The organism is Streptomyces sp. NPDC002851 (assembly GCF_053591935.1).
This window is the reverse complement of the sequence record NZ_JBSFUT010000008.1, coordinates 206,112-230,321: the sequence shown is the minus strand read 5'-3', so window position 1 is coordinate 230,321 and position 24,210 is coordinate 206,112. Positions and strand designations below refer to the sequence as shown.

Below are 24,210 nucleotides of genomic sequence, written 5' to 3'. Positions count from 1 at the left end.
ATCAGTCCCGTCCCAGAATGGACGCGGCTGCCTCGACACCCTCACGGGTGCCGATCACGATCAGCGTGTCGCCGCCCGCTAGCCGGAACTCCGGGCCCGGCGAGGGAATCGCGTTCGCCCGGCGCAGCACCGCGACGATCGACACCCCGGTCTCCGTACGCATCCGCGTCTCGCCAAGGACCCGCCCGTTCCAGTACGAGGTGGCCGACAGCTCCACCCGCTCGGCCACCAGCCCCAGATCGGTGGTGTGCAGCAGGTTCGAGCTGTGATGGGAGGGCATCAGCGCATCGATCAGCGCCGCGCTCTCCCCGGCGGTCAGCTTCAGCGACAGCGCGCACTCGTCCGGATCGTCCTTGCGATACGCGTTCACGGTCCGCCCGCCGTCGCGATGCGCGACCACGGAGACGTGGCGGTTCTCGCGGGTCGTCAGGTCGTAGCGGACCCCGATTCCGGGCAGCGGCGTCTGGCTCAGACGTGGAGTGGGCATGGCAGGGGTCCCCCTGATCGTGCGGCAGGTATCGGATGTGGGCCGCCTCGCCAGTCGGCCCACGGCCCGGGACGTCCCCTTCATTGTCCCAGGCGATCTTTGCCGTCACTTTACTGAAGCCCAACACGGCCACTTTCGCCGCATGTTGGTGCGAATCAGGGCAGATCGGATCCTTGACGCGACGCCCGGTCGAGAAGCGATTCCTCGATGGCAGGTGACATCGCGTCAAATCGCCGCGCGGGAAGCCGAAACCTCCACCCCACCCCACCCCACCCCACCCCACTTCACTCCTCGTCTCGTTAACGCCTTAACTGGGCAACGCACTTCGCTGGAAACATTGCTTCACTTTCTGTTGACGTAGCGCAGAGCGGGTTCTAGTTTCGAGCGCTACAGGCAGTGTGAGCGGCGACACGGAGCGATGCGGTCGAGGACCCGGTCAACTCGTTCACCGGCAGTTCACGGCCGTAGCTGGGTCGACTTCACCCGGTCGGGACCCGGTTCTTCCGTGCCAAGTGCCCCATGCGGCGCGGGTTGCCGTGCGAGATGCAGTGTGTTCAGGTCTTGTACACAAGGGAGCATGATGTGAGCAGCAATCCGCAGAGCCGCAACAGGGCCCTTCTGACGGCGTCCATCGCCGCGACTCTGGTGGCCACCATGCCGTCCGCGATGGCCGTACCGTCCTCCTCCCAAGGAGCCACCGGCGCCCCGGCCGCCCGCGACGCACGGTGCGCCGTTCCCGAGGAACCGGGCCGGTTCAAGGACGGAACCGGGGCGGCCACGGTCACGGTGACGGCTGTCGGTGCGGACTGTCTGCGTACGTACAAGCTGGTCAGCTCCGTCGCGGGGGAGCGGGTCTTCAAGGAGGCGCCGGGTAAGCCGACCCTGCGCTCCGGGTCCGTGCTGCTTGACGGCCTGTACGCGATGGCGCAGGACGACGCCGAGTTGAACAAGGCGGACCGGCTGACCGACGGCTCGTACCACGACGGCAAGCCCATCGACTGCCCGGGCGGCTGCTACCAGACCGGCAAGTCCTGGACGTACGTCTGGACGCGGGACGTGGCGTACTCCGCGGACCTCGGCCTGACCCCGGTCGATCCCCAACGGATGCGTAACACCCTCGCGTTCAAGCTGAGTGAGCGCCGCGACGGCTCCGGGGACACCCAGATCATCCAGGACACCGGCACCGGCGGCAGCTACCCCAGCTCCACCGACCGGGTCGTCTGGGCGCTCGGCGCGAGCGAGATCATCGACTGGCTGCCGGACGGCGAGCGGCAGGCTTTCGCCACCCAGGCGTACCACGCGATACGCAACACCATCGAGCACGACCGTAAGGTCGTCTTCGACCAGGGCGACGGCCTCTACCTGGGCGAACACTCCTTCCTGGACTGGCGCGAGCAGAGCTACGCGGACTGGACCAAGGACGATGTGGCCACCATCGCCACCTCCCGCTCGCTGTCGACGAACGTCGCCCACTGGGCAGCGATCGACGCGGCCTCCCGGCTCGCGGCCGACGCCGACGACCAGGCCGCCGCGGCCAAGTACCGAGGCTGGGCCGATGACTTGACGCAGGCCATCCGCGAGAAGTTCTGGCTGCCGCACAAGGGCCAGTTCTCCCAGATGCTCACCACCGAGAAGGACACCGCCCCGGTCAACCGCTACGACGCCCTGGGCACCTCGCTGGCCGTGCTCACCGGAGTCGCCACGCCCGAGCAGGCCGAACAGGCCGTCGCCCACTATCCGCAGACCGCGTACGGCCCGTCGGTGCTCTGGCCGCAGCAGCAGGGCGTGCCGTCGTACCACAACAACGGGGTGTGGCCGTTCGTGACCGCGTACATGATGCGGGCGGCCGCCCAGGCCGGGAACGACGGTGTGGCCACGCAGCAGGCCCACTCCCTGGTACGGGGCGCGGCGCTGTTCGCCACCAACAAGGAGAACATCAACATCCTCGACGGCAGCGCCAACACGGTCATCAACTCCGACCGTCAGCTGTGGAGCGTCGCCGGGATGATGTCGATGGTCCAGCAGAGCGTCTTCGGCATCGACGCCCGCGAGGACGGCCTGCACATCGAGCCGTTCCTGCCCGCGCAGCTGCGCGACACCTACTTCCCCGGTCAGCGGCGCGCCGCCCTGCACGACGTGAACTACCGGGGCCACAAGCTGAACGTCGCGCTCGACATCCCGGCGGGCAAGGTCGATGAAGGCGCCTACCAGGTACGGTCGTTGATCCTGGACGGCAAGGAGCTCCCGGCCGGTACGGCGATCACCGAGAGCATGCTCGGTGACGGTGGGTCCACCGTGGTCGTGAAGCTCGCCAAGCCGGAGGCGGGCTCGGGTCAGAAGGCCCCGGAACCGGTGGACGTCTCCTCCAAGGAGGCCCTGTACGGTCCCACCACCGCGGACGTGAAGAGCGTCACCGCGGAGGGCGGCGGCCTGCGGCTGTTCCTCGACATCGGTGACGAAGACCCCTCCAAGGTCGCCATGGATGTACTGCGCGACGGCAAGGTGATCGCCGAGAACGTTCCGGTCACCGGCGGTACGCAATCGTGGACCGACAAGGCCGCGCGGCCGGATGAGGTCTCGCACTGCTACAGCGTCCGCCTGACCTACACCTCCAGCGGAAACACCTCACAGCACGCCAAGCCCGAGTGCTACTGGGGACCGGACGACGAGCGGATCCACAAGGTCACCGGCGAAGACTTCGAAGCGACCGGCGGCAAGAAGACCAGCGGCGACAACGGCGTGTACTACTCCGACTGGGGCACGGCGCCGGGGGACAAGCTCACCGCCCACATCACCCCGAAGGCGACCGGCGACTACCTCCTCCACGTCGACGCCGCGGCCGGTGGACCGATCAACACCGGTGTCACCAGCGGCATGAAGATGCTGCGCGTGTACGACGACACCACCGGCGACCTCGTCACCGAACACGTCATCGCCATGCCCCACACCGGCAGCTGGACGACCGTACGCGGCTCGACCTTCGCCAAGGCCGAGCTGAGCAAGGGCAGGACCTACCGGCTCGAACTCGTCCAGGACCGGCTCGCGGTCAACATGAGCTACTTCCAGCACAACGCGCTCTACAAGGACACCCGCGGCGGCCCGTCCAACTACAGCGATGTCTACGCCATCAAGGCGCTGCTGAAGAAGCGGGACTGAAGAAGCGGGACTGAAGCGGCGCGACTGAAGCAGCGGGAGTGAAGCAGCGGGACTGAGTCCGACGGTCTAGCGGCACTGAGTCCGGTGGGCTGAAGAGTCCGCCCCGGCGCGCGCCCGGGCGGACTCAAAAAACTTCTGGCGGCGATGTCGAGAATCCGTGGCCTGCTCCGTCCCCGAGGTGAACGCGACCACAATGGGTCGCACCAGCACCGAGGAGACCATCATGGCCAAGTACCTGTTGCTCAAGCACTACCGTGGCGCTCCGGCAGCGGTCAACGACGTACCCATGGACCAGTGGACGCCGGAGGAGATCTCGGCGCACATGCAGTACATGCAGGACTTCGCGGACCGCCTCGAGAAGACCGGCGAGTTCGTCGACGGTCAGGCGCTCGCCCCCGAGGGGGCGTGGGTCCGGTACGACGGTGAGGGGCGCCCGCCGGTCACCGACGGTCCGTTCGCCGAGACCAAGGACCTCATCGCAGGCTGGATGGTGATCGACGTCGACAGCTACGAGCGCGCCATCGAGCTGGCCGGGGAACTGTCGGCCGCCCCCGGAGCGGGCGGGAAGCCGATCCACGAGTGGCTCGAGGTACGCCCGTTCCTGACCGCGCCGCCCACCATCACGGAGTGACCTCCCCCGTGACCGCATCAATGGACGAGGCCCTGCTCCGCAGCCTCACGCCCAGCGTCCTCGCCATCCTCGTCCGCCGCGGAGCCGACTTCGCGGCGGCCGAGGACGCCGTACAGGACGCCCTGGTCGAGGCGGTCCGCGTCTGGCCCACCGACCAGCCGCGGGACCCGAAGGGCTGGCTGATCACCGTGGCCTGGCGCCGGTTCCTCGACGCGACCCGGGCCGACGCCGCCCGCCGCCGACGCGAGGACCGCGTCGAGGAGGAGCCGGCGCCCGGGCCCGCGCCCGCGGCGGACGACACGCTCCAGCTGTACTTCCTGTGCGCCCACCCATCGCTCACACCGTCGTCCGCGGTCGCCCTCACCCTGCGCGCCGTCGGCGGGCTCACCACCCGTCAGATCGCCCAGGCCTACCTGGTGCCCGAGGCGACCATGGCGCAGCGCATCAGCCGCGCCAAGCGCACCGTCTCCGGCGTACGGTTCGACAAGCCCGGCGACGTCGCCACCGTGCTGCGCGTCCTCTACCTCGTCTTCAACGAGGGCTACTCCGGCGACGTCGACCTCGCCGCCGAGGCCATCCGGCTCACCCGGCAACTCGCGGCCGCCATCGACCACCCCGAGGTGGCGGGGCTGCTCGCCCTCATGCTGCTCCACCACGCCCGGCGCGCCACCCGGACCGCGCCCGACGGCAGCCTGGTGCCGCTCGCCGAACAGGACCGCGGCCGCTGGGACACCGAGTTGATCGCCGAGGGCGTCGAGATCCTCCAGGCCGCCCTCGCCCGCGACCGCCTCGGCGAGTTCCAGGCCCAGGCCGCCATCGCGGCGCTCCACGCCGACGCGCCCACCGCCGAGGAGACCGACTGGGTACAGATCGTCGAGTGGTACGACGAGCTCACGCGCCTGACCGACAGCCCCGTCGTCCGGCTCAACCGCGCGGTGGCCGTCGGCGAGGCCGACGGACCGCGCGCCGGGCTTGCGGCGCTCGCGGAGCTGGACGACTCACTGCCCCGCCACGCCGCGGTGTCGGCGTACCTCCACGAGCGTGACGGCGACCTGGCGACGGCGGCACGGCTGTATGCCGAGGCGGCGCAGAAGGCCCCCAACCTCGCCGAGCGCGACTACCTGACGCGCCAGGCCGCCCGGCTCAACGCCCGCCGGGGCCGCTGACGGCGCGACGGCGCACCTCGGGCACTCCTCGCTCTCACACCTCGGGCACTCCCCGCTCGCTCTCGCACCTCGGGCACGCCCCGCCCTCGCGCTCGATGTCGAGCCGTCCGGATCATCCAGGTATGCCCGACCGACGGTTAGTGTCGATCACCGTGGGGGCTGGAAACGACCTCCCGGTCCTCCCGGTCCAGCCACCCCGAGCGAGGCCAAGTCGACGACCATCACGAAGGGCCGCACCATGCTGACGACAACGTACGTACCAGGCGCACCGAACTGGCTCGATCTGGGGAGCACCGACACAGAAGCCAGTCGTGCCTTCTACGCCGCCGCCTTCGGCTGGGAGTTCCAGTCGGCCGGCCCCGAAGCGGGCGGCTACGGCTTCTTCCGACAGGACGGCAAGACGGTCGCGGGTCTCGGCCCGCTCACCGAAGAAGGCGCGAGCCCCGCCTGGACGGTGTACTTCCACACCCCGGACGCCGACGCCACCGCCAAGGCCGTGGAGCAGGCCGGTGGCACCGTCCGCGTCGCCCCGGCGGACGTCTTCCATTACGGGCGGATGGCCGCCTTCACCGACCCCACCGGCGCCGACTTCGCCGTCTGGCAGCCCGCCGAGACCCAGGGCCTGGAGTCCGTGGGCGTCCCCAACACCCTGACCTGGACCGAGCTTTACACCACCGACGCCCCCGTGGCGCGGGAGTTCTACCGTGCCGTCCTCTCCTGGCAGATGGACGACATGGCTATGGGCGAGAACCTGACCTACACCGTTCTGCGACCCTCCGGCACCACGCAGGAGGCGGCACACGGCGGGCTGATGCAACTGCCCCAAGAGAACCTCGACGCCGGATCGACCCCGGAGTGGCACCCGTACTTCGAGGTGAGCGACTGCGACGCCACGGCCGCCAAGGCCGCCGAGGCCGGAGCCACCACCCTCATCCCGCCCACCGACGCACCGGACATCGGCCGCCTGGCCATGTTCCTCGACCCGTCCGGCGCTCCCTTCGCCATCATCAAGGGCGCCACGAGCTGAAGGACCAGGCTCCGAGGCCGTGCCGTGCCGTGCCGGGTCGCACCGCGGCCGGAATTCGTGAATCCGGTCGGTGTGCGTGTCGTATCCGCCCCGCTGCCGATCGTCTTCCAAGTAGAGGGGCCATCCGGCCCTTCGCAGGAGCCGGTCACCCTTCGTCGGAGCCGGTCAAAGGAGACGAGCCCATGTCACCTACCACCACCCCGAAGCCGATCCCCGCCGACTACCGCCGCGTCACCCCGTGCCTGGTCGTGCGGGGCGCCGCCAAGGCGCTCGAGTTCTACGCCGAGGTGTTCGGCGCGACCGAGCGGATGCGGTTCCCCGGGCCGGACGGGACGATCGTGCACGCCGAGATCGAGATCGGCGACTCGGTCGTCATTGTCGAGGACGCGTCGCCCATCCTTGCCACCGAGGCGCCGCCCGCCGGGGGCCTGGGCGGCAGCCCGGTCTTCCTGTTCGTCTACGTTCAGGACGTGGACGCGGTGGTCGAGCGCGCCGTGGAGCTCGGGGCCACACTCAAGCGGGCGCCGCAGGACCAGTTCTACGGGGACCGGGACGGCTACATCGTCGACCCCTACGGGCACGGCTGGACCGTGGCCACCCACGTCGAGGACGTGGCGCCGGACGAGCTGGCACGGCGGCTCGCTGCCATGCAGGAGCAGGGAGGCAACGCATGAAGTACGTGCTGCTTTTCGTGGACACCGAGGAGTTCGCCGGGGAGCTGCGCGCCATGGGCCCGGCCGAGCGGGCGCGGGCGTTCGAGCGGGTCCACGAGTGGTTCGCCACCCACGCCGACAAGATCGCGGGCGGGCAGAAGCTGCGGGCACCGGAGACGGCGACGACCGTGCGGCTGCGGGGCGGGGAGCCGGTCGTCGTCGACGGGCCGTTCGTCGAGGGCAAGGAGGTCGTCAGCGGATACGCGGAGATCGAGGTCGCCGACCTCGACGAGGCCCTGCGCATGGTGCGGACCTGGCCCGGCTGCCCGGTCGTCGAGATCCGTCCTGTAGAGACCGTCCCACCGGGGTGAGTGCCACCACCCCGTCGTACGAGGCGGACGAACTGGCCCGCGTGGTCCGCGAGCACGCGGGCCGGCTGACCGCCGCGCTGATCAGGGTGACCGGCGACTTCGCCACGGCGGAGGACCTGGTGCAGGACGCTGTCCTCGCGGCGCTGAAGCGCTGGCCGACCGAGGGCATCCCGGAGCGGCCCGACGCCTGGCTGTTCACGGTGGCCCGGCGCCGCGGCATCGACCTGGTACGGCGCGAGGAGAACTACCGGCGCAAGCTGGCACAGCTGCAATGGCCACCGGACCAGGCCGCCGACGGCTCGGAGCCGTCGGAACCGGACGAGCGCCTCCGCCTGATCTTCACCTGCTGCCATCCGGCCCTGACCCAGGAGGCCCAGATCGCCCTCACCCTCCGGGTGGTGTGCGGTCTGACCACCGCTCAGATCGCCCGGGCCTTTCTCGTACGGGAATCCACCGTGGCACAGCGCATCACTCGCGCCAAGCGGAAGATCACCGAGGCGGGGATCCCGTACCGCGTGCCCGGCGACGAGGAGTTGGGCGGCCGCCTCGCCCAAGTCCTCGCGGTGATCTACCTGTTGTTCAACGAGGGCTATCTGTCCACGGCCGAGCAGGCGCAGTCACGCGACCTCGTCGACGACGCCGAGTGGCTGGCCGCCCTGCTGCACCGGCTGATGCCGACCGAGCCCGAGGCGGCGGGACTGCTCGCGTTGATCCGGCTGCACCGCGCCCGGACGGCCGCTCGCTTCACGCCCGAGGGCACGCTGGTGCGGCTGCGGGACCAGGACCGCTCCCGCTGGGATCACGAAGCGATCGCGGCGGCCGCGGCCCTGCTCGTGCGCGCCATCCGGCGGCAGCGCCCGGGCCCGTACCAGCTCCAGGCAGCCATCGTGGCCTGCCACGCGGAGGCCGCACGCTGGGAGGACACCGACTGGGAGCAGATCGTGCTCCTCTACGACATGCTGCTGCACCTGGCCCCCTCACCGGTCACCCGGCTGCACCGAGCCGTCGCCCTCCGCTACACCCGCGGCGCACGCGCCGCGTTGGCGGAGGTGGACGCCCTCGCCCCCGCCCTTGACCGCTACTACCTCTTCCACGCCACCCGCGCCGACCTGCTCCGCGCCCTCGGCCAGCCCGAGGAGGCCCGCACCGAGGACCGGCGTGCCCTCGCCCTGACCGCCAACCCCGCCGAACGCGCCGTACTCCAGGAACGCGTGGAAGGGTGGTGAGCACTGCGCGGCCGCACGGTCCCGGTTCGTTCGCACGGCGCCGATCGCATGCCCGGTGTTCCGTCAGCTGACGCCGAACGGCCTCTTACGGCCGGGTCGTTCGTGTAGATCCATTATCCCGGTGCACGGAGGTGTCCGTCACCGTTCTACGGAATGATCTTTACGCGCGGTATGCGGCTTAGGGTTGCGGGCACGGAGCACAACGCACCGAATGGATGAGGGAGTTGACAGTGGTGTACGACCTTGCCGCGCTGGCGGAGGAGCTCACGGAGATGGCCGCGGCCGATCATCGATCCTCGGTCCACGCGAACAGCACGGACCCCGCCGAGCAGTTGGCGTGGCGTCGGCTGACCGCACGGCATGGTGACCGACTCGACGAGCTCATGGATGAGCACGGCTGGCCGACGGCAGAACGGGTCGGCGAGGAGGCCGCACGCGCCGCATGGCTGATCGCCCAGCACGCCGACCGGCAGCTCGATGTCCAGCGACGCGCTCTCCAGCTGATGCAGCGGGCGGTGTCGGCCGGGTCGGCCCGCTCACGGGAGTTGGCGTTTCTGCGAGACCGCACGCTCGTCAATGAGGGCCGCAAGCAGATCTACGGAACACAGATTGCCGGTCTGAAGGACGGGGCACCGGTCCCGTGGCCCTGTGAAGAGCCCGAGCGCATGGACGAACTGCGTGCGGAAGTCGGCATCGAGCCCTTCGACGAGTACGTGGCCAAGTTCTCGATGACCTGACAGTCCGCGCGGTCCGCGCGACCTTCCAGCAGGGCCGCCGTCACTGGCTCCCGATCACACGTCCCAGGCGACCGGCAGGCTCTTCACCCCGTAGATGTCCGCGGTTTCCGGGCGCAGGCCGACCTCTTCGGCCGGTACGGCCAGGCGCAGCGTGGGGAAGCGGTTGAGCAGGGCGGGGAACGCGACGCCCATTTCGACGCGGGCCAGTTGCTGACCCAGGCACTGGTGGACGCCGTGGCCGAAGGCCACGTGCCCGCCGTCCTGCCTGCGGAGGTCGAGCACGTGGGGATCGGCGAAGCGCTCGGGGTCGCGGTTGGCGGTGTTGTACGAGAGGACGACCGTCGTGCCGGCCTCGATGACCCGGCCGCCCAGCTCGACATCCACCAGCGCCGTCCTCCAGAACGTCTTGGCGACGCTCAGATACCGCAGCAGCTCCTCCACGGCCACGGGGGCGAGCGCGGGATCGGCGCGCAGCGCGGCCAGTTGCTCCGGGTTCTGCAGCAGCGCGAAGGTGCCGAGGGCCAGCATGTTCGCGGTGGTGTCGAGCCCGGCCGCAAGCAGGATCAGGCTGACCCCCTTCAGCTCCTCATCGGTCAGATCGCTGTCGGTGAGTTCACTGAGCACGTCGTCCGTGGGGTTCGCGCGCTTGGCGGCCACCAGCTCCTCGAGGTAGTTCTGCGTCGCGGTGTAGGCCGCGATCAGCTCCTCGTCGCCCGTCTCCCCGTCCATGAACGACTCGATCTGCTTCTGGAAGGAGCCCCGTTCCTCGTACGGGACACCCAGGAGCTCACAGATGACGATGGCGGGAATGGGCTTGGCGAACGCGGTCACCAGGTCCACCGGCGGCCCGGCCTGCTCCATGGCGTCCAGGCAGTCGGCGGTGATCTGCTCGACGCGCTCGGTGAGCAGTCGCATCCGCCGAACGGTGAACTTGCCTGCCAGCGGCTTGCGGTAGCGGCGGTGCTGTGGATCGTCCATGAGGAGGAACTCGCCGGGCGGTGCCGGAGGAACCTCGAAGTCGCCGAAGTTCAGGAGCTCTTTGCGCGAGCTGAACCGCGAGTCGGCCAGGACCGACCTGACGAGGTCGTATCCGGTGATCAGCCAGCCGGGCCTGCCGCCGGGGTGGGTGACGCGGCTGATGGGGCCGTGCTCACGGGCGTCGAGCAGCTCGGTCGGCGGGTCGAAGGGGCAACCGGGCCGACGCTGCGTCGGCATCGCCGGGACGACGTGCGGGGACTCACTCATGGCCATTCCTCATCTCGCGATAGTACGTGTTCGGCACATTCCGAAAGCTACGTTGCATTCAGGATTTGGTCAATCGCTAAAAAGGCGTAAGTGCAGGCAGTTGGCGGTAAATTGATGCAATGACGCTGAGCTCGAATGCAATGGCGCGTTGCAATGAATGATGCCCGAAGGCAATACTGATGGCATGCCAGGAGGACGACTGACCCAGCAGGAACGGCAGCGCATCGCGGCCGGACTGGCCGACGGGCTCTCCTACGCCGAGATCGCCAGGCGGCTCGACCGGCCGACCTCGACGATCAGCCGGGAGGTCGGACGCAACGGCGGCCCTGCCGACTACCGGCCACAGGAGGCGCACGAGGCGACGGTCCAGCGAGCGCGCCGTGGCACACCGGCACCCCCGCGCGGGGCCGCACCGCCGGACGGCACGATGGGGGACGAGATCATCGAGCTGGCGGTCAGGTCGGGGCTGCCGAGGATGACCGCCCGCGTGCACGTCGACCTGTTGCTGTCCGAGGACGGCAGGCGCACCGCGGCCGAGCTGACCCGCAGGCTGAAGGTCAGCCCAGCCTCCGTCTCCGTGGCCGTGAACTTCCTGGTCGAGCAGGGGTATGTCCGGCGCGAGCGCGATCCGCAGCGGCGTCGCGACGTCTATGTGGTCGACGACGAGGCCTGGTACCACTCGATCGTCATCAGCTCGCAGCAGACGCTCGCGTCGGCGCGGGCCGCGCTGGCGGCGGCGCAGGAGTTCGGGCCCGACAGTCCCGTGGGGCAGCGACTGACCAGGGCGGGGACGTTCCTGGAGCGCGTCATCCTGGACATGATGGATTCGGCCGACCGCTGGCGCTCTCTCTTGGCGTGAGGGGTCGCGTGGCACAGGAGACGGGGACCTGGCCGGGCGCTTTGTGGATGTGACTGGAGCGGACGTTCCTCCGTGTGCTTGCATGCCTCTGGCCAGAGCCATCCAGGAGGTGACGGACACATGGTGTCCACGGAGAGCGTGCTCGCGTTCGCGGCGATGTCGCTGCTGGTGATCGTGATTCCGGGGCCGAGCGTGCTGTTCGTGGTCGGCAGAGCTCTCGCACACGGCCGCCGTACGGCGCTCGCGACGGTCCTCGGGAACGTGGTCGGCTCGTACGCCCTGGTGATCGCTGTGGCGTGGGGCCTCGGCGCGCTTGTGGCGAGCTCGGCGGCCGTGTTCATGGGCGTGAAGCTGGCAGGAGCGGCGTACCTCGTCCACCTGGGCGTACAGGCGTTCCGGCGCCGCAGGGAGATGCGCGCGGCGGACATGGACGCCCCGGCGGGCGAGCGACGCGGCGATCTGCGCACGATCCTGGACGGCATTTTCGTGGGCGTCACCAATCCGAAGGGCATCGTCTTCTTCGCGGCGGTGCTACCGCAGTTCGTGGACCACTCGGCGGGCCATCTCCCCCTCCAGATGATGGTGTTGGGCCTGGTGCCGGTCGCCATCGGCCTGATCACGGACACCCTGTGGGGCCTGGGTGCCTCGGCGGCCCGTACCTGGTTCGCCCGCTCGCAGCGCCGCCTGTCGACGGTCGGCGGGGCGGGTGGCCTCGCGATGATCGGCCTGGGCGTGACGGTCGCGGCGACGGGCCGCGCGGACTGAGGGCCGTCCGGAGGATCCTCCGCCTCCCGCACCCCACCGTGCGGGCCCGCCGGAGACCAACGAGGCCGGAGAGGCCGCCGAGGCTGCCGAGGCCGGAGAGCAGCAACGCCCCCCCAGATGAGCGCGAAGCCCGCCCACCGCACCCCCGACACCTCTTCGCGCAGCAGGATCAGACCGATCAGGAACTGCATGGCCGGGTTGATGTACTGCAGGAACCCTATGGCCGACAACGGCACCCGCGTCGTGGCGGCCCCGAACGACAGGAGCGGCACGACCGTCGCCACCCCCGCGCTCGCAAGCAGCAGCGCGTGGCGATCGGGTTGATGAAGTAGCCGAGTGACGCCTTTCAGGACCCGCCCGTGCGTCGTCGCCCAGATGTACGTCCCCCAGTTCACGGCGATCACAAGGCCGCTGCCCAGCAGGAGCAGGCAGCGTGCACCCAGCGCACGGATGCGCCGCGGCCGGCCAGCGTGCCAGTCCCCGACACCGCCGTCAGACCCGGGCGGAGAACGGACAGGCCCAGTCGGCGGGCTTGCGGCGCCCGGAGTAACGGCGGGCCTCGGACAGCTCGCCGTACTCCGTGAGATTCGCAGACAGGGAAAGGAGTCGCCGAGCAGAGACTTCTCGACTTCAGCGGCGGGGTCAATCGGTGTCAGAGGAACCTTTGTTGAGAGGGTGTCCAGGGCAGCCCTCGGTATTCAAGGCGGGCCGCACCCCTTCCCTCAATGTTCTGAGGGCCGACCGGAGCGACTGCGGCGACTTCCCGAAACACGCACTACCGTGGCGGAATGACTGTGACCGTCGCCGACCTGGTCATCACCGGCTGCACCGCGCTCGTCCACGACGACGAGGAGCGGATCGGCTTCACCGAGGACACCGCGATCGTCGTACGGGGAGGGGTCATCGACACCCTCACGACGACCGCGGACGCCGCCCACATCACCGCCGCCGAACGCATCGACGCCCGCGGCCGGATCGCCCTGCCGGGCCTGATCAACTGCCATACGCACACGCCGATGGTGGCCCTGCGTGGCATCGCCGAGGACCTTCCGATCGAGGAGTGGTTCAACGACTGGATCTGGCCCATCGAGTCCAACCTGACCGACCGCGACGTCGAGCTCGGCGCCCGGCTCGCCTGCGCCGAGATGGTCCGCGGCGGCGTCACCTGCTTCGCCGACCACTACTTCGCGATGGACACCATCGCCGCCGTCGCCGAGGAGAGCGGTCTGCGCGCTCACCTCGGCGCCGCCTTCTTCTCCTCCCAAGGCGCGGCGGGCCGCGAGCGTTCCCTCGACTTCGCGTTGCGGCACCGGGGCGGCGCGGGCGGCAGGATCACCACCGCGCTCGCGCCGCACGCCCCGTACACGGTCGACGACGCCGACCTCGCGGCCACCGCCGAACTCGCCCGTACGCACGGCCTCCAGGTGCACATCCACGCCGCCGAGAACCGTGAGCAGACCGCGAACAGCCTTGCCCGGCACGGTCGTACGCCCATCGAGATCCTGCGTGACGCGGGCCTGACGGACGACGGTGTGGACCTGCTCATCGCCCACGGCACCGGCATCATCGAGCGCGACCTCGACGTGCTGCGGCGGGCCACGGGGCGGATCGCCGTCGCGACCTCGCCCCGCGGCTATCTGAAGTTCGGCTGGGACACCACACCGATCAGAGAGTTGGCGGAGCTGGGCATTCCGGTCGGCCTGGCCACGGACGGCGCCGCGTCGAACAACTCCCTGGACGTCTGGGAGTCCATGGCCCTCACCGCGCTCGTGCAGAAGTCCACGCGGCGCGACCCGACCTGGCTCACCGCCCGGCAGGCCCTGCACCACGCCACGCTGCAGAGCGCCCGCGCGGTCGGGCTCGGCGACCGCATCGGCTCGCTCGCGCCGGGCCGCCGGGCCGACCTCGTCCTGGTGGACCTGAGCGGGCCGCACACCCAGCCCGTACACGACCTCGCCGCGACGCTGGTGCACAGCGCGCGCTCGAGCGACGTACGCACGACCGTGGTGGACGGCCGGGTCCTGATGCACGAACGGAAGCTGCGCACCCTCGACGTACCCGCCACCCTGGCCGAACTGTCCGAGCGGCTCCCCGAGTTGACGCGCCGGATCGAGGGGCAGCGTATTCAGGACTACCGGGGATGAACCGGCTGCCTTGCCGCCGACGGGCCGCGATCCCGGCCGTACGTCATCTCTGGCCGGATCTCTGGTCGGCCTCAACCCTGAAAGAGGTTGTGACCCGGCAACCGCCCCAGGAAAGATGATCAGCCATGCCCACCAAGACTCTGCAGATTCCCACCACGGACGGCCAGGCCGACGCTTTCGCCGCCTTCCCCGATCGCGGCGAGCGGCACCCGGGGGTGCTGCTGTACCCGGACGCCTTCGGCGTGCGGCCCGAGCTGGAGAAGAAGGCCCGCGAACTGGCCGAGCACGGGTACTACGTACTCGTCCCCAACCTCTACTACCGGCACGGCCCGGCACCGGTGGTCGAACTTCCCGAGCACATCTCGGAAGACATCCGGCCCGCGGTCATCGCCCAGCTGCTGCCCTTGGTCGAGGAGCACACCACCGAACGGATCCTGCGCGACGCCGACGCCTACCTCAGGTTCCTCGCCAACCAGCCCGAGGTCAGCGCCGGACCGTCCGCCGTGATCGGCTACTGCATCGGCGCCGCCTTGGCGATGCGCACCGCAACGGCCCACCCCGACCAGGTGGCCGCCGTCGCCGGGTTCCACCCCGGTTTCTTGGTCACCGACGCACCCGACAGCCCGCACCGCCTCGTCCCCAAGCTCACCGCCCAAGTCCACGTCGGCCTCGCCGAAGGCGACATGACGCCCGAGGCCCTCAGCGAGCTCAACCAGGCCCTGGACGCCGCAGGCGTCGACTACACCACCGAGATCTACCCCGGCACCATCCACGGCTTCACCATGTCCGACACCGACGCCTTCAACCCCTCCGCCCTACAGCGCCATTGGGACCGGCTGCTCCCTCTCCTCGACCGCACCCTGACCAACGGCTGAGCCTCCGCCTAGTCTTCGTCCTCGTAGCTGTCGAACCAGTGGATGTCGAAGTAGCGGGCCGTCGAGAACGGGTGCTGGCGGTCGGTGAGCATGCGGTAGATGAACTCGGCGGTCGTCCCGTCGAACCGCTGCCAGGAGTCGGGTATGTCCTCCTTCGCGAGGATGGGCCACCTGTCGGGGTCCGGGTCCTCGGTGAGCCAGTAGAACTGGTCGGCCTGCTCGGAGCCCGCCCACTCAAGGAGTCCGCCGGGGGCCGGGTACACCTCGTACGGTTCCCACAGGCCGCTGCGGTGCGCCTTGGCCCATTGGCCCAGCCACTCGGTGTGCCGGACGAGGTCGTCGCTCTTGAAAGCGGCCTCGGGGACGTGGATGTGGAGGTAGCCGTCGAACGCGCCGTGACCGAACAGCTCGGCGAGCCGCTTGTAGTCACTGGGCAGCGCGGTCCCGATCCGGGTCTCGACCGCCGCCCAGTCGACCGTACGCACACGCGTGATGTCCCATCCCGTGACGGCGACGACCCCGTCCACCCAGGACGTCACCTCCGCCAGGTCCGCCGCCGGGTCCTCCCGCTCCGCGACCAGCGCCACTATGCGTACGCCGTCGTCGAAGCGGGCCGTGCCACAGCCGATCCATCGGCCCGCATACGCCCACGCGCGCATCTCCACGACCCGATCGCCGAACGGAGTCAGGAGCGGCAGCCCGGTCCGGCCGTTCACCGTCGGATCGGCGAACCCGTCCATGGCGAGGGTGCGCGGCCGCCCGTACCGCCCGCTGAGCGCCTCCTGGAGCACGGCGAGATCGTGCTCGTACGAGAGCGCCAGGCACACGTGTCCTGAGGGATGGCCCGCCTCATCGCACTCCAGATCGCCCGTACCTGGCCAGACCAGGCGGTGGACGGCCGAGAGGAGCTCTTCCTGTTCGTCCATACAGGCATTGAAGCGGACGCCACTGACATCGACGTGAGCGGGCCGACAGGCCGTGCTTTCTGCCACGCTTTCTGCCACGACCTCTCGATGGCTCGTCTGCGCCCCCGCGCCTGCGATGCGCCCTCAAGTTCTGCTTATGCTCCGCGACATGTTGGACACGCGGCACCTCGCAACCTTTCATGAAGTCGTCCGCAGCGGTTCGTACTCGGCGGCCGCGCGGGCTCTGGGGTACACGCAGCCCGCGGTCACCCAGCAGATGAAGGCTCTGGAGCGGGAGATCGGCATTCCGCTGTTCACCCGGGTCGGGCGAAGGCTGAAGCTGACCGAGGCGGGGGAGGCGCTGTCCCGTCATGCCGAGGTGATCCTCGGCGATCTCACCACCGCGCAGCAGCAGTTGGACGCGCTGGCCAAACTGCGCGCCGGACGGGTCAGGGTCTGCGCCTTCCCGAGCGCCAACGCCACCCTGGTCCCCGAGGCCGTCTCCCGCCTGCTGACCGACAGCCCGGGCATCCGCGTGGAACTGCTCGAGGACGAGCCGCCGGCCTCGGTGGAACGGGTGCTGAGCGGGGAGTGCGACATCGCCCTGGCCTTCAGCTATCCGGGCCTGCAGGCCAAGGTTTCGGACGAGGTGGTCGGAATCCCGTTGATGGAGGACCTGTTGACGGTCGTCCTGCCGGTCGGGCATCCACTGGGGCGACGGGGGTCGGTGCGTCTCGGTGACCTGTCCGGTGAGCGGTGGATCGCGGGCTGCCCGCGGTGCCGGGCCAATCTTCTGCATGTGTGCGCGGAGGACGGCTTCACCCCCGACATCGTCTTCACCACCGACGACAATCTCGCCGTGCAGAGCCTGGTCGCGGTCGGCGCGGGCATCGCGCTGATGCCGGCGCTGGTGCTCTCCTTCCTCTGCCACGACAAGGTGACGGGCCGTGCGGTGATACCGCACACCCGCCGCAAGGTGTCGGCGTACGTCCTCCGCGACCATCTGCGGATCCCGGCCGTCAAGGTGGTGCTCGACGCGCTCAGCACGGCCGCCGCCGCACGCACCGCGGGCTGCTGACGGCGGAACCGCGAGCGAGCCGTCTGCGGAGGCCCAGGCCCTTCCGGTCGTGCCGCCCGCCCGGTGCGGATCCATAAGCTCCGCTTGGAAGGGGGCGAAGAGATTGTCGTTGGACGCGGCGGGCGGACGGACCTGAAGTTGGCCGTATGGCTGATCCCAGTGCTCCCAACGCCGTCGCCATGCGGACCACCCCGTTGCTCGGCGGGCTCGTCGCCGACGTCCGTGAGGTCGTCCAGCGTGGATTTCCGCCCGAGTTGACCGTGCATCTGGTCGCCGAGCGGCTGGCCCCGTCGCTCGGCCTGCCCGGCCTGCTCACCGCCGAGCAGTGCGAGGGCGACCCCGAGCGCTACCGGCAGCACGTGCTGCACGCCGAACCGGACGGCAGCTTCTCGATCGTTGCCCTCGTGTGGCTGCCCGGCCAGCAGACCGAGATCCACGACCACGTCTCCTGGTGCGTCACCGGCGTCCACGAGGGCCGGGAGCACGAGCGTCGCTACCGGCTCATGACCGACGGCCGCACCGCACGCCTGATCCTCACCGGGGACGTGGAGAACCCGGCCGGAGCCATCGCCGCCATCACCCCGCCGGGCGACATCCACCGCGTCCGCAACTCCTGTACGACGAAGGCGATTTCCCTCCACATCTACGGCGCCGACATCGCCCGGCTCGGCACCAGCGTCCGCCGGATCTACCAGCCACCCGAGGGAGATACGGGAGCGGTGCGCCGCGAGCCGTGAGTGGTCACACAGCACAGCCCGTACGCATTCCCGGAAAGGGACAACCCTCGTGAACCACCCTGGTACGCCCCGCAATATCGCCGTGGTGGGTGCGGGAGCCGCGGGCACGTTGACGGCGATGCGCCTGCTGCACCACGCCGCCGCCACCGATCCGGTCAACCTGCCTGCTGACCTGGCCAGTTGGGCCGAGGATCCGGCCGCGCCGCGGATCCGGCTCATCGATCCGGGTGCCGCGACCGGGCACGGACTGGCCTTCGGTACGGACGTGCCCACCCATCTGCTGAACGTACGGGCCGCGGGGATGAGCGCCGACCGGGACGATCCCGAGCACTTCGTGCGCTGGCTCGACGGCCGTGCGCAGGGACAGGACTTCGTGCCGCGGGCCCTGTACGGCCGTTACCTCGCCGACTGCCTCGACGCCGCGCGCGCGAGCGCCGGAGCCGCGCGCCTTGACCGCGTCCACGATCGCGTCGTCGGCATCACCCACCATCCGGGTCAGGCCGATGCGCCCCTCACCCTCACCCTGCGGACCGGGCGCCGACTCAGCGTCGACGCCGCGGTCCTCGCCCTCGGCAACCTGCCGCCCGACCTGACGTGGGCACCGTCGGCGCTGCGTGACTCCCCGATGTTCCTCGCCGACCCCTGGACCCCCGGCGCGCTCGACGCCGTCCCGGACGACCGCGACGTACTCCTCGTGGGAACCGGCCTGACCATGGTGGACGTGGCTCTCACCCTGCGGCGCACCGGGCGGGTGATCCACGCCGTGTCCCGGCGCGGACTGCTGCCCCGGCCGCACGTCACGGCTCCGTACGCGGTGCCTCAGGCCCCGCGCCTGGACCCCGGTGCCGGACTGCCCGCGCTGCGCCGCGCGGTGCTGCGGCACCTCGCCCGCTGCCGCCGCGTGTACGGGGACTGGCGTGCGGGGTTCGACAGCCTCCGCCCGATCACCAGTACGGTGTGGCAGCAGCTGTCCGCCGCCGACCGGGCGCGGTTCCTGGCCGAGGACCTGCGGCTGTGGGAGGCTCACCGCCACCGCATCCCCCCGGCCAGTGCCGCGATGCTGTCCGACGCCCTGGCCGCGGGTCTCGTCACCCTCCACAAGGGGACTGTCGCCGACGCCCGCCCCGTCGGGGGCGCCCTGGACGTGACGCTGGGCGCCGGTGCCGACGGCGGTTCGGCCCGTACGCTGCGGGTGGGCGCCGTGGTCAACTGCACCGGCTGTCCGACCGATCTCACCCGCGCCGACGATCCGCTGATCACCGGTCTGCTCGCCGGCGGCCTCGCCTCGCCCGCCCCGGTCGGCGGCGGCTTCGACACCACGCCCTCCGGCCGCCTCAGGCCCGCACCCGGCCACACCCCCGCACCGCTCTGGACGCTCGGCTCCCTACGCCGGGGCAACCTCCTGGAGACCACCGCCATCCCCGAAATCCGCTGCCAGGCCGACGACTTGGCCCGCGCCCTCCTGCGCCCCGCGGCCGTAGCCGTACGCGCGTCCTGATGGCGTCGACGTCGCTCCATCCGCCCGATGAGCAAACCATCAGCCGCGCCCGTGCGGGGCAACGCGCCTGCTACTGGTAGGGCCCTGCCCGCCAGTTGGTCGGCGGAGTGCGCGAGGCCGCGGGCGAAGTCGGTGACGTCGCTGGAGAAACGCCGTGCGCCCACGGGCGGCAGCGGCCGCCGCGCTCCGGCGTTCAGCGCGGCCGTAGCGTGGTGACCAGGACGTCGCGGCGGGCCGCTCTCGCGGGGTCGAGCGGACGGATGGGGGACACCTCGTGCAGTGTGCGGCGGTCGTCGGCCAGGAGCAGGGTGCCTGGCTTGCCGAGTGTCGTCCTGAGCAACGGTGCGCCGCTGGCCTCGTATACGGCACTCTGGCCACCGATGACGTTCTCACGGCCGATGAGCAGCGATGAGACCAGCGTGACCCCATCACGGTGTCGGCCTTCCGGTGTCGGCCGACCGTCCTGGTGGGCGGTGGCGATCACCCTGAACGGATGCACGAGCACCGTCCACTCGGGTTGGTCGTCGAGAGACCTGGCCATCGCACCCAGCAATCCGACCAGGGCCCTCAGCACGGGGTCGACGATGAACGCGCCGGTCAGCGGCTCAAGGTGACGGCCGACATCCCGGTAGACCGGATGGGTCCCCTCTGGCTGCACGAACGCTTCATGAGGCTGCGGCACCAGTTCGTCGGCACCTGACAAGGTGAAGGTCCCGTAGCGGCGCTGCCGGTTCGTGCCGCTGGCGGCTGCGTACCGGTCGATCGCCAGGTCGTCCCAGTGAGCGGCAAACCGCGCCCAGCCGTCCTCGTCGGCCCCCACGCACGCCGACACATCCGCCGACGGCATGGCGTACGTCCCGGCCGAGACCAAGGCTCGACAGGCCGCCTCGGCCGGGCCTGAGCCGCCTCGCGTCTCCCTGATCATGCCAACGATGGTCCGACGGCCCTCCGGCCACCGCATCCGTTGTAGAGGGCGACGGCCGCGGAGTTGGCCTCGGCCACGTGCAGGAAAGGGTGCTCGTTCCGGGACTCGGCGGGCGCGGTGCCCGTGAGAGTCGCATACTGGACCGTGTCCTTCAGGGACTGGGTGCTCCATGTCGACCTCGACCAATTCATCGCCGCGGTCGAGGTAGCTCGCCGACCGGAGTTGCGTGGACGGCCGGTGGTGGTCGGTGGCTCTGGTGACCCGACCCAGCGAGGTGTGGTGGCCACGGCCTCGTACGAGGCGCGCGAGTTCGGCATCCGATCCGGCATGCCACTGCGCCTCGCCGCCAGGCGGTGCCCGGAAGCGGTGTTCCTCCCTTCGGACCCGCCGACCTACCAACGGGTTTCTGATCGCTTCATGGCCACGCTGCGCAGGTTTCCGGTGGTCGTCGAGGTCCTCGGCTGGGACGAGGCATTCCTCGGAGTCCGCACCGACGATCCTGAAGCCCTGGCCGCCGAAATCCAGGAGGCGGTACGGGAAGCGACCGGGTTGTCATGCTCGGTGGGCATCGGCGACAACACGTTGCGCGCCAAGCTGGCCACCGGGTTCGCCAAGCCGGCCGGTATCTACCGCCTCACCCGGGACAACTGGGCGCAGGTCATGGCCGAGCGGCCGACCGATGCACTGTGGGGTATCGGCCGTAAGACCGCGAGGAAGCTGGCCGAAGCGGGTTTGGCCACTGTTGCCCAGTTGGCCAGGGCCGACCCGGCCGAACTCGCCGCGCGATTCGGCCCGGTCCTGGGACCGTGGTACCGCATGCTCGCGCAGGGTGCGGGGAGCACCGAGGTCACTGACGCTCCGCACGTCGCGCGCTCGCGCAGCCGGGAGACCACCTTCCAGCACGACCTGACCGACCGTTCGGAGATCGTCGCGAACGTAGCCGCGTTGGCCGGACGCGTGGCACGGGACGTCGCCGCCGAAGGCCGCCCGGCAAAACGAGTCGCGGTGAAGGTGCGGTTCGCTCCGTTCATCACGCAGACCCATGGCATCACCCTGCCCGCCCCGACCAGCGACCCCGCCGAGATCGAGCGCACCGCGCTGGCCGCGCTGGAGCTGTTCGAGGACACCCGCCCGGTACGCCTGCTCGGCGTGCGGGCCGAATTCGGCGAGGGGTAGCGGGGCCCACCCGTACGCCTGCTCCGCACGCCGCGCGCACGTGGCGGAGCCCGGGAGTCGTATCCAGCTCCCGGGCCCCTGGGGATGCCACCCAATTGCGCACGCCGGTGGCGTTTAAGAGGACGGATCAGTCATCAGGCCGTCGTGTTCTGCCTTTGAACTACCGCACCGTGAAAGAGGTGCAGGCGAGAGTCGAACTCGCATCCGACGGCTTTCGTCCGTCCTCGGTCGATCCGGCGATCGGCGGCGATGCTGAAGCTGGAGCGAGAGTCTGAGATTGATACGGCTTGCCTCTGCCAGGTTGGGCTACCCCGGCCCGTGGTCCGTTGTGCCGGGGGGAGGACTCGAACCTCCACTGTGACCGCGTCGTCAGGCTGAACTTCAGTTTCAGCTTGCGCTCATCACGCGAACCGGTCCTCAATCCGGCCCGCGTCTGTTGCGCACCCCCGCGCTCGCACGCGGGGGCGATCGTGGATGCTACCTGTCTATCTGTGGCCGACGTCAGCCGAACAGGTAGCCGAACACCGCGTCGCAGACGCGCTGGTCGGTGACCTCGACACCGTTGGCCTCCTCGCGGGCGAACTTCACCGCCTGCTGGAGTTTTTCGACCCGTTCCACGAGTTCGTTCACCCGCCGCGCGGGGAGCGCCCCGGAGAACTTCACCGTCGTCCAGTAACCGATCGGCACATCTTCGTAGTACACCTCGACCTGCGCCGGGTGCTTGTCCGTCGCCTCGGCCTTGACGTGGTTGCGCGGCACCTTCTTCGTACGGATCGTGCGGACCGGATCCGTCTTCCACCAGTCCGTCGACGGGTCGAGGGACCAGGACTCGGCGGCGTCGAGCACGGGAAGCTTCTTGATGAAGGTGTGCAGGTCGGTGAGCTGCTTCTCCAGGAACAGCAGATAACTGACCGGAACGTCCGCGACGATCGTCCGCCCGTCGACGGTGACGTCCGCGCGAGCCGCGCAGTTGGCCCAGTCCTTGGTGGCCGTCACGTCGAACAACCGGGTCAGCGATGCCGACATCTCGCGCAGCACGTCCTCGGCCTTGATCTGGACCCGCGTGGACTCGGGCGGCAGCTGCTCGCCATTTTTCTCGCCCCCCGCCTCGGCCGGGCGTAAGGCGCATGGCGTCGGTCCGCATAGCGAGGGTCGCGGAAGACAGGGAAGATTCGCGAAGGGGGTCGGGTCATCGAGACAAACGCGAGAGGCGGATCCCCATGCCGAAGTACCTGTTCAGGGCCAAGTTGACCGTGGATGGTCTGAAAGGCGTACTCAAAGAGGGTGGCACTGCGCGCCGCGAGGCTATCGAACGCACGGTCCAGAGCCTGGGAGGCCGGCTCGAATCAATGTACTGGGCATTCGGTGACGAGGACGTCTACGTCACGGTGGACCTGCCGGGCAACACCTCCGCCGCGGCCATCGGTCTGGTCACCTCGGCAGCCGGCAGCGTTCACACGAGCACGGTTGTGCTGCTGACGCCCGAGGAGATCGACGAGGCGGTCCGCCAGAAGGTGGAGTACCGGGCACCCGGTACCTGAGCCCTGCTCGCGCCGCCCAGCCGATGCGTCTCCTACGAGGCGGGCGGCGATCTGAGCTGCGGCAGCCTGTTCGAAGGCGAAGCTGGTGACGGCGTAGGCGACTTCGGGCGGTCATCGGCGCACGGAGCCTCCGACCGAGGTGCGTCGGGGGGTGAAGACGGCTCGTACGGCAGCTTCATCGCCTTCGATGTCGACGAGCCCGAGGGAGTCGTTGAGGGGGAGCACACCCGCTGCCAGCCCGAGAACGATCGAGGCGTCAGCGCGCACGACGGCATCGAGATCGCGACCATCGTGCAGGCTCACCTCTATGCCCGAGCGCGTCGTCCGCACCTGGAGCAGCTGGTCGTCGACCGCGATCCCCACCGTCGATGACCGGCGTGCAGCCGCCCCGCCGACGAGCAAGGCGCGCAGGCCGACGACGAGCCATTCGGCGCGGAAGCGGTCGCCGCCTGGCCCGCGCGCCATGAGCGGCGTAGACCAGCGGACGAGGCTCTCAATCGGCTCCCGCAGCTCGGCGCCCCATGGGGTGAGCGCGTACACGACGGCGTTGCCCTCCTCGGCCAGGCGCCGCTCGACCACTCCGGCGGTCTCGAGGTCGCGGAGCCGGTCGGTGAGCAGGTTCGTGGCCACACCAGGTAGCCCATCCTGCAGCTCGCGGTAGCGAGCGGGAGCCATCAGGAGCTGGCGGACGATGAGCAGGTTCCACCGGTCGCCAACGACATCAAGCGCCCGGGCGAGCCCGCAGTACTGGCCATAGCTTCGACTCAATTGGCGCGAAACGACCAGGTGGCCGCCAAGAGTTCAAGAACTTTGGCGGACGACGACTGCAGTGGAACGCCTCGCACCCGTATGACACCCCGGTGTACTTCTCCAGCTACAACTTCGTGAACCGGACCTCCTCGTGGTCGAACAAGGGAGGAATGTACATCTATGCAATGGGTCGAGCGAAGAGCGGATCGGACTGGAGCTGCCGACCGAACACGATAGGGATCACGCTGTGGGAAGAGA

The 24,210-nt window shown here is 69.8% G+C and carries 22 protein-coding genes and 1 pseudogene; 17 read left to right on the top strand and 6 right to left on the bottom strand.

The genetic code is table 11. The features are described from left to right. Window position 1: 1 nt before the first annotated feature. Window positions 2-487, bottom strand: coding sequence for a cation:proton antiporter regulatory subunit (locus ACWD10_RS11890; protein ID WP_451089625.1), 486 nt, complete (start codon window positions 485-487; stop codon window positions 2-4). A 582-nt stretch (window positions 488-1,069) separates the two neighbouring features. Here ACWD10_RS11890 and ACWD10_RS11885 point away from each other — a divergent pair. From ACWD10_RS11885 to ACWD10_RS11850, 8 genes are all read left to right on the top strand, one after another. Beyond that, window positions 1,070-3,643: an MGH1-like glycoside hydrolase domain-containing protein gene (locus tag ACWD10_RS11885; RefSeq protein WP_451089623.1), complete on the top strand. Its 2,574-nt coding sequence runs from the start codon at window positions 1,070-1,072 to the stop codon at window positions 3,641-3,643. Between the two features lie 223 nt (window positions 3,644-3,866). Continuing rightward, window positions 3,867-4,274 carry a YciI family protein gene (locus ACWD10_RS11880; protein WP_451089697.1) on the top strand — a complete coding sequence of 136 codons (408 nt, stop codon included), beginning with the start codon at window positions 3,867-3,869 and terminating at the stop codon, window positions 4,272-4,274. Between the two features lie 20 nt (window positions 4,275-4,294). Next, entirely contained in the window at window positions 4,295-5,440 is a 1,146-nt protein-coding gene (locus ACWD10_RS11875) for an RNA polymerase sigma factor (RefSeq protein WP_451089695.1), read from the top strand. Between the two features lie 238 nt (window positions 5,441-5,678). After that, on the top strand, window positions 5,679-6,467 hold the full coding sequence (locus ACWD10_RS11870; protein WP_451089621.1) for a VOC family protein: 789 nt from the start codon (window positions 5,679-5,681) through the stop codon (window positions 6,465-6,467). Between the two features lie 182 nt (window positions 6,468-6,649). Then, the gene (locus ACWD10_RS11865; RefSeq protein WP_451089619.1) at window positions 6,650-7,141 is read left to right on the top strand and encodes a VOC family protein; all 492 of its coding nucleotides are present in this window, start codon (window positions 6,650-6,652) and stop codon (window positions 7,139-7,141) included. Beyond that, window positions 7,138-7,491, top strand: coding sequence for a YciI family protein (locus ACWD10_RS11860; protein ID WP_451089617.1), 354 nt, complete (start codon window positions 7,138-7,140; stop codon window positions 7,489-7,491). Before ACWD10_RS11865 ends, ACWD10_RS11860 begins: the two co-directional genes overlap by 4 nt. Next, window positions 7,488-8,717 carry an RNA polymerase sigma factor gene (locus ACWD10_RS11855; RefSeq protein ID WP_451089615.1) on the top strand — a complete coding sequence of 410 codons (1,230 nt, stop codon included), beginning with the start codon at window positions 7,488-7,490 and terminating at the stop codon, window positions 8,715-8,717. Before ACWD10_RS11860 ends, ACWD10_RS11855 begins: the two co-directional genes overlap by 4 nt. 215 nt (window positions 8,718-8,932) lie before the next feature. Next, the gene (locus tag ACWD10_RS11850; protein WP_451089613.1) at window positions 8,933-9,454 is read left to right on the top strand and encodes a DUF6624 domain-containing protein; all 522 of its coding nucleotides are present in this window, start codon (window positions 8,933-8,935) and stop codon (window positions 9,452-9,454) included. A gap of 54 nt (window positions 9,455-9,508) precedes the next feature. On the opposite strand, the gene ACWD10_RS11845 is transcribed toward ACWD10_RS11850, so the two are convergent. After that, window positions 9,509-10,699: a cytochrome P450 gene (locus ACWD10_RS11845; RefSeq protein WP_451089611.1), complete on the bottom strand. Its 1,191-nt coding sequence runs from the start codon at window positions 10,697-10,699 to the stop codon at window positions 9,509-9,511. Between the two features lie 184 nt (window positions 10,700-10,883). On the opposite strand from ACWD10_RS11845, the gene ACWD10_RS11840 reads away from it, so the two are divergent. From ACWD10_RS11840 to ACWD10_RS11825, 4 genes are all read left to right on the top strand, one after another. After that, complete coding sequence (locus ACWD10_RS11840) at window positions 10,884-11,558, top strand: helix-turn-helix domain-containing protein (RefSeq protein ID WP_451089609.1); 675 nt, start codon at window positions 10,884-10,886, stop codon at window positions 11,556-11,558. Between the two features lie 120 nt (window positions 11,559-11,678). Continuing rightward, window positions 11,679-12,323, top strand: coding sequence for a LysE family translocator (locus tag ACWD10_RS11835; RefSeq protein ID WP_451089607.1), 645 nt, complete (start codon window positions 11,679-11,681; stop codon window positions 12,321-12,323). A gap of 788 nt (window positions 12,324-13,111) precedes the next feature. Beyond that, complete coding sequence (locus ACWD10_RS11830; RefSeq protein WP_451089605.1) at window positions 13,112-14,467, top strand: amidohydrolase; 1,356 nt, start codon at window positions 13,112-13,114, stop codon at window positions 14,465-14,467. A gap of 125 nt (window positions 14,468-14,592) precedes the next feature. Then, the gene (locus ACWD10_RS11825; protein WP_451089603.1) at window positions 14,593-15,342 is read left to right on the top strand and encodes a dienelactone hydrolase family protein; all 750 of its coding nucleotides are present in this window, start codon (window positions 14,593-14,595) and stop codon (window positions 15,340-15,342) included. An 8-nt stretch (window positions 15,343-15,350) separates the two neighbouring features. On the opposite strand, the gene ACWD10_RS11820 is transcribed toward ACWD10_RS11825, so the two are convergent. Then, window positions 15,351-16,268 (bottom strand): hypothetical protein, encoded by a 918-nt coding sequence (locus ACWD10_RS11820; RefSeq protein WP_451089601.1) that lies wholly within the window; start codon window positions 16,266-16,268, stop codon window positions 15,351-15,353. Between the two features lie 148 nt (window positions 16,269-16,416). Here ACWD10_RS11820 and ACWD10_RS11815 point away from each other — a divergent pair, with 148 nt between their 5' ends. The 3 genes from ACWD10_RS11815 to ACWD10_RS11805 all read left to right on the top strand — a co-directional run bounded on the left by ACWD10_RS11815 (window position 16,417) and on the right by ACWD10_RS11805 (window position 19,560). Next, the gene (locus tag ACWD10_RS11815; protein WP_451089599.1) at window positions 16,417-17,325 is read left to right on the top strand and encodes a LysR family transcriptional regulator; all 909 of its coding nucleotides are present in this window, start codon (window positions 16,417-16,419) and stop codon (window positions 17,323-17,325) included. 146 nt (window positions 17,326-17,471) lie between these two features. Further along, on the top strand, window positions 17,472-18,062 hold the full coding sequence (locus tag ACWD10_RS11810) for a cysteine dioxygenase (RefSeq protein WP_451089597.1): 591 nt from the start codon (window positions 17,472-17,474) through the stop codon (window positions 18,060-18,062). Between the two features lie 49 nt (window positions 18,063-18,111). After that, window positions 18,112-19,560, top strand: coding sequence for an FAD/NAD(P)-binding protein (locus ACWD10_RS11805; RefSeq protein ID WP_451089595.1), 1,449 nt, complete (start codon window positions 18,112-18,114; stop codon window positions 19,558-19,560). 193 nt (window positions 19,561-19,753) lie between these two features. On the opposite strand, the gene ACWD10_RS11800 is transcribed toward ACWD10_RS11805, so the two are convergent. After that, on the bottom strand, window positions 19,754-20,485 hold the full coding sequence (locus tag ACWD10_RS11800; protein WP_451089593.1) for a 2OG-Fe dioxygenase family protein: 732 nt from the start codon (window positions 20,483-20,485) through the stop codon (window positions 19,754-19,756). Between the two features lie 117 nt (window positions 20,486-20,602). On the opposite strand from ACWD10_RS11800, the gene ACWD10_RS11795 reads away from it, so the two are divergent. Continuing rightward, entirely contained in the window at window positions 20,603-21,661 is a 1,059-nt protein-coding gene (locus ACWD10_RS11795) for a DNA polymerase IV (RefSeq protein WP_451089591.1), read from the top strand. A gap of 501 nt (window positions 21,662-22,162) precedes the next feature. Here ACWD10_RS11795 and ACWD10_RS11790 read toward each other — a convergent pair. After that, window positions 22,163-22,759 (bottom strand): annotated as a pseudogene (locus ACWD10_RS11790) (DUF7873 family protein); the annotation flags it as partial. A gap of 122 nt (window positions 22,760-22,881) precedes the next feature. Between ACWD10_RS11790 and ACWD10_RS11785 the strand changes: the two are divergent. Next, the gene (locus ACWD10_RS11785) at window positions 22,882-23,202 is read left to right on the top strand and encodes a GYD domain-containing protein (protein WP_451089589.1); all 321 of its coding nucleotides are present in this window, start codon (window positions 22,882-22,884) and stop codon (window positions 23,200-23,202) included. Window positions 23,203-23,313: 111 nt separating this feature from the next. Here ACWD10_RS11785 and ACWD10_RS11780 read toward each other — a convergent pair whose 3' ends face one another. Beyond that, window positions 23,314-23,970: a winged helix-turn-helix transcriptional regulator gene (locus ACWD10_RS11780; protein WP_451089587.1), complete on the bottom strand. Its 657-nt coding sequence runs from the start codon at window positions 23,968-23,970 to the stop codon at window positions 23,314-23,316. Window positions 23,971-24,210: the final 240 nt, after the last annotated feature.

What these genes read in the sequence shown, in the direction of transcription:
- ACWD10_RS11870 (WP_451089621.1), top strand. Translation starts at nt 5,679, where the DNA reads ATGCTGACGACAACGTACGTACCAGGCGCACCGAACTGGCTCGATCTG.
- ACWD10_RS11815 (WP_451089599.1), top strand. Translation starts at nt 16,417, where the DNA reads ATGTTGGACACGCGGCACCTCGCAACCTTTCATGAAGTCGTCCGCAGC.
- ACWD10_RS11835 (WP_451089607.1), top strand. Translation starts at nt 11,679, where the DNA reads ATGGTGTCCACGGAGAGCGTGCTCGCGTTCGCGGCGATGTCGCTGCTG.
- ACWD10_RS11810 (WP_451089597.1), top strand. Translation starts at nt 17,472, where the DNA reads ATGGCTGATCCCAGTGCTCCCAACGCCGTCGCCATGCGGACCACCCCG.
- ACWD10_RS11830 (WP_451089605.1), top strand. Translation starts at nt 13,112, where the DNA reads ATGACTGTGACCGTCGCCGACCTGGTCATCACCGGCTGCACCGCGCTC.
- ACWD10_RS11820 (WP_451089601.1), bottom strand. Translation starts at nt 16,268, where the DNA reads ATGGACGAACAGGAAGAGCTCCTCTCGGCCGTCCACCGCCTGGTCTGG.
- ACWD10_RS11850 (WP_451089613.1), top strand. Translation starts at nt 8,933, where the DNA reads ATGAGGGAGTTGACAGTGGTGTACGACCTTGCCGCGCTGGCGGAGGAG.
- ACWD10_RS11880 (WP_451089697.1), top strand. Translation starts at nt 3,867, where the DNA reads ATGGCCAAGTACCTGTTGCTCAAGCACTACCGTGGCGCTCCGGCAGCG.
- ACWD10_RS11840 (WP_451089609.1), top strand. Translation starts at nt 10,884, where the DNA reads ATGCCAGGAGGACGACTGACCCAGCAGGAACGGCAGCGCATCGCGGCC.
- ACWD10_RS11845 (WP_451089611.1), bottom strand. Translation starts at nt 10,699, where the DNA reads ATGAGTGAGTCCCCGCACGTCGTCCCGGCGATGCCGACGCAGCGTCGG.
- ACWD10_RS11825 (WP_451089603.1), top strand. Translation starts at nt 14,593, where the DNA reads ATGCCCACCAAGACTCTGCAGATTCCCACCACGGACGGCCAGGCCGAC.
- ACWD10_RS11865 (WP_451089619.1), top strand. Translation starts at nt 6,650, where the DNA reads ATGTCACCTACCACCACCCCGAAGCCGATCCCCGCCGACTACCGCCGC.
- ACWD10_RS11800 (WP_451089593.1), bottom strand. Translation starts at nt 20,485, where the DNA reads ATGATCAGGGAGACGCGAGGCGGCTCAGGCCCGGCCGAGGCGGCCTGT.
- ACWD10_RS11860 (WP_451089617.1), top strand. Translation starts at nt 7,138, where the DNA reads ATGAAGTACGTGCTGCTTTTCGTGGACACCGAGGAGTTCGCCGGGGAG.
- ACWD10_RS11785 (WP_451089589.1), top strand. Translation starts at nt 22,882, where the DNA reads ATGCCGAAGTACCTGTTCAGGGCCAAGTTGACCGTGGATGGTCTGAAA.
- ACWD10_RS11890 (WP_451089625.1), bottom strand. Translation starts at nt 487, where the DNA reads ATGCCCACTCCACGTCTGAGCCAGACGCCGCTGCCCGGAATCGGGGTC.
- ACWD10_RS11875 (WP_451089695.1), top strand. Translation starts at nt 4,295, where the DNA reads ATGGACGAGGCCCTGCTCCGCAGCCTCACGCCCAGCGTCCTCGCCATC.